Here is a 7,492-nt window from a genome sequence, read left to right on the forward strand (position 1 = left end):
TTACAATTATAGCAAGACTTTGTTAAGATCTTTTTTTTCTAAAATTCCTTTTGAAGAAAAACATAAATATTGCTAGTACTCCAAAAGCAATCGAAAGATAAGCCTTTTCTCTATCCTCTGACCAAGATACAATTCCTTCTCCAATAAAAATAACTCCTATGATAGCATATGCTATCTCTAAATACTTTCCAAAAGTGTTCATTATTCCTCTTCTTTAATTTGAATATCTCCTTTAATTTTTTTCAATAACCAACCGGTCAAATCCATATTTGATTCAAAGCCTTTTCCTCTAATAGTATCCCCCTCTGTAATCAAAGAGAATTTTTTCTCTGTAAACACATAATTAGTTCGTTGATCCCAATATAGTTGCGGTGTTTTCAATATTGATTTTTCGGTATGATTATACACGACAACATTTCCTATAAGCTCAGAAATTTGAGTCTTATTAAATGACTTTGCATAATCACCCGTAACCGTGGTAGAATCTTCTCCTGAATTACTAATTGTTACTACTTTTATTCCCTTCGGATACTCAGAATATGGATGCTTCTCTCTGTTTGAGAAATCATACAACAAAGGAGTATTCAACCGGAACACAATTCTTCCTGAATCTTTATATACATGCCTAACATCTCTTGATTCTCCAACCGGTAAGTTTTTATCCGCAAAGAAATCATTTACCTCTTGTACACTATTAGCACAAGAAAAAAACATTGCCACCACAAAAAGGGCAGCAATGTTTTGTATCCATTTAAAAATGTTTTGCAACATATATGTATTTTTAAGAAAACTGATTTTTACTCCCTTGTAAATTAAGGAATTTTCACAGTAATTCCAATCCAACATCCAATTTTATATGGACTCCCTGAAGCCAATCCTTCAGTAAAGATTGCTTTTTTATCTGGAGCAGATGCCTTGTAACTTTTAACATACTTTAACGCCCTAGATCTGTTTACTGGATCTACATCCGCAGCTTTCTGAGCCATTTGCTGCGCTGCAACATACACCATTCTCTTTTCAAATTCTGATTTACCACAAGAGTTAGCACTAGATGCATATAAGTTGGCAATTAACAAATAAGCCTCTCCCATACTTCTTTTGTGCTTGATTGCTTGTAAAGCAGCAGTTCTTGCTTTTGATTTCAAACCTTTTTTTCTTAAAATCTGAGCAATTTTATATTCGTAGTTAGCCTTTTTGAAAGGATCTGACTCTTGATCAACTGCTTTCAAGAAATACTCTCTTGCTTTGTTCATGTCATTTTTCTTAACCAAAATACCTGCATAGAATACAGATGCTTCTGGAGAAGGTTCTGCAGTAACATAAGCCTCAACTAATTTATCATATAATGGATCTTCAGTACATTTTTTCTTGTACATCATGTTTACCGCTGATTTCAACCAAGGACCGTTTCCTTTATTTGCTTCAAAGTCGGCAGTATACAAAGGAATCAAACGCTCGCAAGTAGACAAGTCATTGATAATTTTATCCAATCCATGTACTACTTGCCCTACAGCTCTTGAGTTGTTTTCATAAGCTTTTTTCAAAGATTTTTCTTTAGAAGACAATACATTTCCTTGCTCTTCTTTAGCAGAATATCCGTCTAATTTAGTTGCATAGTAATTCAACTTTTTATCAACAGCCTTTACAATTTGATCATAGGTATCAAAAATGTATTGTACATTATTTTCTTTGTGCTCATCTGTTACATACTGGAAGTATCTAAAAATAGATTTCACCCCCATTTTAGAAGGATCTACAGCATAAGCTTTTTTCAAAGTTTCATACACTTCCTGATCTGGTTGTTTAGCCAAGATTAAAAAATCTGCATAATCACTATAAACTTTCGCTAAATCTTTAGGGAACAACTCTATTCTTTGTTCATAAACTCTACGCACCAAAGCAATTGCTTCTGGCTTATCTGCCTCAGCTGCTTTCTTATATCTATCTTTTGCTATGGTAATCCCTAACTTATAAATGTTAACTGATAAGGTTGGTACACTATCCAAACACCAGATCCAATTTTCATAAGCGGCTTCATAGTTCTTTGATTTATAATCTCCTTTAAAAAGATTATATTTTATCATTGCTTCCTGACTTGGCGCCTGAGCAGAAACCACATTGTAGCCAAAAAACAAACATGCTATAATAAGTATTGCTTTCTTCATTTTATTTAGTTAATTATTACTAGGTTAATCAATTCTTCTTTTTCTGAACCATTTGTCTCCAAGAGACATGCTCATTCTTACATTTAAATATTTTTCTTGAACTAAAGCATCAGACACTTCTCCCCTAACACCAGCTTCCAATCCGAGATTTAGATGGGTCAATCCTTTTCCAAGTGGTAAACCTACACCAAAAGACATGCCAAGATCAGTCAAAGGCACTCCAGAAAACTCCATTCCTGTGTTTTCATACTTTACTCCATAACGATATACTACCCTTTGAAAATAGTTTGTCAATGAGTTAAATTTAGGAATATAATACCCTCCAAAAGAGATACGTGAATAATCATTATAAACGACAGCTCTAGTGTTATTCACCAATGTTTCTCCCGTAAAGTATTGTGCTTTATTAAAACTGTATTCTATACTCGTTTGCCATACACTTCTTTTTCCATATGCAATAGCTCCCGTAATATTTCTAGGGGTTACCGCAGTCCCTGAAGCAGTAACTGGATCTAAAGTTTTCTTGATAGAATTTACATTATCCGAGAAAAATCCTTTGTAGAAAACACTTGTTTCAGATACTTTAATTGTGCTTTCATTTGCCAAGGTTAACCCAACATTGAAGTTTTTAGTTTTATTCAACGTTTTTGAATAGAACAACCCTAATTTAGCTTCAACTCCTCTTAAACTTGACTCAGATTTTTCTTGAGAATCATACGTCACCCCTTCTTGAGTCTCTGTTACAAGATGCTCAATAGAACCAAAAACATATGAAATCTCTCCTCCAATCGACAAACCTTTATAAATTTTATATCCTCCAGAAACAAATAAACTACTTGCACCTCCAGAACCTTCAAATGTATACTCACTGTTGACACCATCCTTTCCAAACATTGTATACCCAACTCCACTACGTGCTCTCAATCCTGCAGACAAACCTCCTTTATTCCCTAAAGGAAGACCCAGTGCCAAATAAGACAATGAAAAAACTGAATTGCTTTGTGTGGTATTTTGATCTACCAATTGGTTTACAGTATTCACTGCTCCGATAGAATAACTCGTAAAGAGTATTCCGGACATTGCAGCGGGATTACTGAAATTTAAGTTCCCAGGAACTGATACAGCTGTACCAACACCACCCATCGTATTTTCTTCTACCGTCTTACTTAGAAAATTGTTTCCAATTCCAAAGAAAGAATAGGGAGATGCTTGTTGCTTTTGCCCATAATTGGACATTGATATAAGTAAAGCAAAAAACAAAATTGTTTTCTGTATCATTATTGTATTTCGTATTTCAATATTGCATGCAAACCTTCCACTAGAAAATTTGGATTCGCAAATATGCTATTTTTTAATCTTTTAGACAAGTAATTCATGTCACCTCCTGTTAAAACAACTGTTAAATTCGGATAATGTTGTACATATTGATTGATTATACCATCCACCTCTGCCACAAAACCATTAACTACCCCTGAGTGAATAGATGATTTAGTGTTCTTTCCTATCAAATTTTTCGGATCCTCAAATTCTAAAAATGGTAACTTTTCTGTAAACTCATGCAGCGCTTTATATCTCATTTGAAGTCCAGGAGATATAGCACCTCCTAAATATTCATTATCCGAATTTAAAAAATCAAACGTAACACAAGTACCAGCATCCACTACCAAGACATTCTCATTTGGATATTTGACCGATGCGGCACTCATTAAAGCTATCCTGTCTACTCCTAAAGTTTCAGGAGTACTATATTTATTTATAAAAGGAACTGTGGTTTTATGAGACAAACAAATGATATCAGACTTTCTACTTACAATGCCTACAATTTTTTCTTGCAATCCACCTACGGAAGAAAGCAAGACTCTATTTATTTTAAATTTTTCAAAAAAAAATAAAATTTTTTTTTCGAGATCGTCTGAGGCTATAACTTCTGCTGAAACCTCCTTATCTCCCTCAAAAACAAATACTTTTACACGCGTGTTCCCAGCGTCAATTATTAGATATGCCATAGAATAGTATGAAAGTTCAAATATACAAATAGATTTTTTCTAAAATTGTTTGGTTATAACTAAAAAATAGATGTATATTTGCAACCGCTAAGGAAAACAGCTAGAATGTTAACCGCAGCAAAAATGGTGCCTTAGCTCAGTTGGTAGAGCAATGGACTGAAAATCCATGTGTCCCTGGTTCGATTCCTGGAGGCACCACTTAAAAACCGTAAAGATTTAGTTCTTTACGGTTTTTTGCTTTTATAAAAATACGTCTCACAAACACCCAAAAGACATATTTTTATATATTTGAAAAACACAAACTCATTATGGAAAACGAAATTTTAGTTCTAGACATTGAAACCACTGGACTGAGTCCTGCTAACGATTATATTTTAGAATTAGGAATCGTAAAGCTGAACACTGAAACAGGTGAGATCACAGAACTTTTTGATGAAGTATTCAAAGACCCTAACCTAACTGCGAAGCACAGAAATTCATGGATTTTTCAAAATGGTTTTATGGAAATTGAAGAAATAAGAAATGCCAAACCTTTAAGTAATTATTCTAACACCATTCAAGAAATTTTAACCCCTTTTAAAGGAAGAATCACAGCTTGGAATAGAAATTTTGATCATTCCTTTTTACAAGCAAATGGCTTTGACTTAGGAGAAGATGTAGCTTGTCCCATGAAAGCAAGCACAGAGTTTTTTAAAATCGAAGGATCAAGAGGATACAAGTGGCCTAAAGCACAAGAAGCCTGGGACATACTTTTCCCTTCCACTCATAAAATAGAAGCCCATAGAGGTCTTGACGACTCTATCATGGAGGCCAAAATTATATTTGAATTGATTCAACTAGGGGAATATGAAATATAATTTCAAGATCAGAAATTACTCGTAAACCATCTCAATATCATCAACCACTAGCTCGCTACCAATTGCTCCTGCAAAATTGGCTCCATCATAACTAGAAGAAGCTACAAAGGTAATATGCGTAGGCAAAACAAAAGAAGCTGAATCAGCACTTACATACAACCCATTTTCAGGCTTCATATAATCCGGAAATGTATTGTCCAGAGCACCATAAGTGAAATCCATATTCTTTGTTATGAAATCACTTTGGAGATCACCACTCCTAAACCAAGCTGTCGCTAATCGTTCTGTTTTCTCTGTCGTTCTTATTTCTAAATAAGCATAAATATCGCACTGATCCCCGTAAGAAAGTGTATTCCCATTCTTATCCTTATTTACTGGACCCGGACTATACTTGTACTTGAATTGTAACTGCAACGGTCGCCCAGAAAAAGGTGTTCCAAAATCTATCGCCGCTTGAGGATTTGCCGGATCAATTTTATCTTTATCAAATTTACCTGTAAAAATAGATCCCGCTGAAATTGGTGCCCCAAAAGCTCCCGATAAAGCACCATTATCTAATGTTTCTAACTTTGCTGCAAGGTTATCATCTTCTATCTCAATAGGTGTTGTTGCCAATAACCGCAAAATTTGAGTCCCAGGATTTCCTGTACCCCAAATAGTTGTTGCTTCATCTGCTCCTGGCTCATAATATCCCCCACTTGACGTTTGATACCATGCATTTAAATCTCCATTTACCAATTGCGGCGTTGAAGAAGCTATAAAAGGTTCCACTTTCCACTGAACCACATCTCCATTTTCGGCCGTCACTAATATTTCAGCTATTTGATTCAAATCTAATACATCGCCTGATGCCTTGTTAGAGGTTGCAAAAGAAGACAAACTTATAGAACGTATCAAAGAGGAAGACAAATCTACCCCTCCAGGAAACTCCACTTGCACTGTTAAATTCTCTTGATCAATCGTTGCTTTACTTGCCTGATTGCTTATTTCTATATCTTTTATATTCCCATAAGGAGAATACCCGAAATGATCTTCTTTCACACATGAAGAAAATAAGACCACGATTCCAATAAAATGTAAAAAATGTCTCATCATAAATTATTTCCTTCCAAAATTATACGCCAAACCTAAATTCAAACTGAGTAAATCAATGTTCAAGCCCAATTTATTCTGCACAACGCGTGTTTGTTCCTCTCCATCAATCGTGGTATCAGAAACTTTCAAGCGATATTCTAAAACATTTAATTGAACCTCAAAAGCAAAATTCTCCATCGCAAAAAATGTAATTCCCGGAGCAATTGCAGCTCCAAACAAATAATTCTTTCCGTTGGTTTTAGATACCTCATCAATATTTTTTGTGTTTCTGACTAATGAAGTCTCTAAGCCTCCCATTACATTCAATTCAACAAAAAAACTAAATCTTTCATTTTTAGTCAAAGGAATTGAAGAACGTAAATTAGGAGTTACCACATAACCCCTTGTCAACGCATTGGACTGAATAGAATCAGAATCACGCAACACCTTTCCATTAAAAGATTCTTGATAATAATTAAACTTCAAACCGATCATATTATAATCTTGCGTATAATACCCTCCTTTTACGGAGATACTATAATCATTATTATTTCCTTCTAGAATTTTTTGAAAAAGTTGCTGATTGTTTTCACTTTCCTTATCCTCCCATGAGAACACCAAACCGGCATACCAAGTTTTCTTTTTAAAAGGCTTAAATTCAGAGCTATTGTAATAACTTGATAATAGCTCATAAGGAGTATAATCTTTATCTGCTTCTTTTTGTTGCCCGTTGACATTTAAAAATGTCATAAAGAAAATAATGACTCCTAACGAAATTGAATAATTTATTCTTGCATGCATCTAGTTAGATTTTTATTCATCCTATTGTAAATAGTCGAAAACAGATTACAAATATACTTTTTAAAAAATAAATGAATATTAGAAAAGCTATAAAACTTGCAATAACTGAATACACATTAAGAATACTTTAGTGGTTCTTTCTGTCTAATAAATTAAATATTTTAGATGTTTTTAGTCAACCAAACATCTTTTTCAATTCTGTTTTGTTCTTTTTTTCAACCTTCCAGGATAAAACACCACTTGAATTAAATTATATTCCAACTGACTAAAATTAAATTTTTGCCCCTCCACTTCAAATTCAGAAAACGGATACCATCTCAAATTAGTTCTCAATATAAGCGCTTCATCCGTTTTACCAGGCACGATATCCCAACCAAATGCAAATCCTGGTTCCATATTATTTGTAACTATTTTTTGCTTTGTAATCCCTTCATCATATTCCTCATAACTGAGCTTATCATAAGCAATATTAACACCTACATAAGGCGTAAAACCAGAATAATCGATTAAAAATTTATTTATTTCAAAAGCCACAGAGGTCTTTCTAATAATTTGTTTTGAACCAAAACCTTCCGTTTCAAAAACTGGG

Annotated in this window: 9 protein-coding genes and 1 tRNA gene; 2 read left to right on the top strand and 8 right to left on the bottom strand. The window is 34.0% G+C overall.

The features are described from left to right. Positions 1-22 precede the first annotated feature (22 nt). The 5 genes from P8H68_RS05470 to P8H68_RS05490 are packed head-to-tail and all read right to left on the bottom strand — an operon-like array spanning position 23 to position 4,171. Positions 23-202, bottom strand: a complete 180-nt coding sequence (locus P8H68_RS05470; protein ID WP_300322374.1) for a hypothetical protein — start codon at positions 200-202, stop codon at positions 23-25. Beyond that, entirely contained in the window at positions 202-771 is a 570-nt protein-coding gene (gene lptC / locus P8H68_RS05475) for an LPS export ABC transporter periplasmic protein LptC (RefSeq protein ID WP_300322375.1), read from the bottom strand. The genes P8H68_RS05470 and lptC overlap by 1 nt, the downstream gene beginning before the upstream one ends. Before the next feature lie 41 nt (positions 772-812). Further along, a complete protein-coding gene (locus tag P8H68_RS05480) occupies positions 813-2,165 on the bottom strand; it encodes a hypothetical protein (RefSeq protein WP_300322376.1) in 1,353 nt (450 codons plus the stop codon). Between the two features lie 24 nt (positions 2,166-2,189). Beyond that, positions 2,190-3,443, bottom strand: a complete 1,254-nt coding sequence (locus P8H68_RS05485) for a hypothetical protein (RefSeq protein ID WP_300322377.1) — start codon at positions 3,441-3,443, stop codon at positions 2,190-2,192. After that, positions 3,443-4,171, bottom strand: a complete 729-nt coding sequence (locus P8H68_RS05490) for a type III pantothenate kinase (protein ID WP_300322378.1) — start codon at positions 4,169-4,171, stop codon at positions 3,443-3,445. Before P8H68_RS05490 ends, P8H68_RS05485 begins: the two co-directional genes overlap by 1 nt. A gap of 125 nt (positions 4,172-4,296) precedes the next feature. Between P8H68_RS05490 and P8H68_RS05495 the strand changes: the two genes are divergently transcribed. Both P8H68_RS05495 and P8H68_RS05500 read left to right on the top strand, forming a co-directional pair. Continuing rightward, positions 4,297-4,369 (top strand) — tRNA-Phe (locus P8H68_RS05495). A gap of 110 nt (positions 4,370-4,479) precedes the next feature. Next, positions 4,480-5,028, top strand: coding sequence for a 3'-5' exonuclease (locus P8H68_RS05500; protein ID WP_300322379.1), 549 nt, complete (start codon positions 4,480-4,482; stop codon positions 5,026-5,028). A 15-nt stretch (positions 5,029-5,043) separates the two neighbouring features. Here P8H68_RS05500 and P8H68_RS05505 read toward each other — a convergent pair whose 3' ends face one another. From P8H68_RS05505 to P8H68_RS05515, 3 genes are all read right to left on the bottom strand, one after another. Continuing rightward, positions 5,044-6,120 (bottom strand): PCMD domain-containing protein, encoded by a 1,077-nt coding sequence (locus tag P8H68_RS05505; protein ID WP_300322380.1) that lies wholly within the window; start codon positions 6,118-6,120, stop codon positions 5,044-5,046. Between the two features lie 6 nt (positions 6,121-6,126). Next, positions 6,127-6,903 carry a hypothetical protein gene (locus P8H68_RS05510; protein ID WP_300322381.1) on the bottom strand — a complete coding sequence of 259 codons (777 nt, stop codon included), beginning with the start codon at positions 6,901-6,903 and terminating at the stop codon, positions 6,127-6,129. A gap of 192 nt (positions 6,904-7,095) precedes the next feature. Then, the coding region (locus tag P8H68_RS05515) for a hypothetical protein (RefSeq protein ID WP_300322382.1) at positions 7,096-7,492 on the bottom strand (397 nt) is incomplete at its 5' end.

It is taken from the genome of Flavicella sp. (assembly GCF_029238425.1).
Classification (GTDB): Bacteria; Bacteroidota; Bacteroidia; order Flavobacteriales; family Flavobacteriaceae; genus Flavicella.